Here is a 236-nt window from a genome sequence, read left to right as displayed (position 1 = left end):
GCTGGCCAAAGAGGGGGATCGCATTTCTTGTCACCAAATAAATGAACCCGCCAAGAAGGGGAGGAGCTGCTAAAAAGATGAGAGTTAACACTGCATCTCTAGATACAGCCAAAATAATTCCACCAACGAGCATATGAGGCGCCCGTGACATCATATGTAATAACATGATCGGCACATCTTGAATTCGTTTCACATCAGTTGTTGATCAAGTAATAAAGGAAGAAGACCCGATTTTT

At 42.8% G+C, this 236-nt stretch carries 1 pseudogene; it reads right to left on the bottom strand.

The window, feature by feature from the left end:
• Positions 1–236, bottom strand: a pseudogene (locus KVT11_RS21390) (ABC transporter ATP-binding protein); the annotation flags it as partial.

It is taken from the genome of Bacillus sp. GbtcB10, assembly GCF_019091365.1.
Classification (GTDB): domain Bacteria; phylum Bacillota; class Bacilli; order Bacillales; family Bacillaceae; genus Bacillus; species Bacillus altitudinis.
This window is presented reverse-complemented; position numbering and strand designations above follow the sequence as displayed.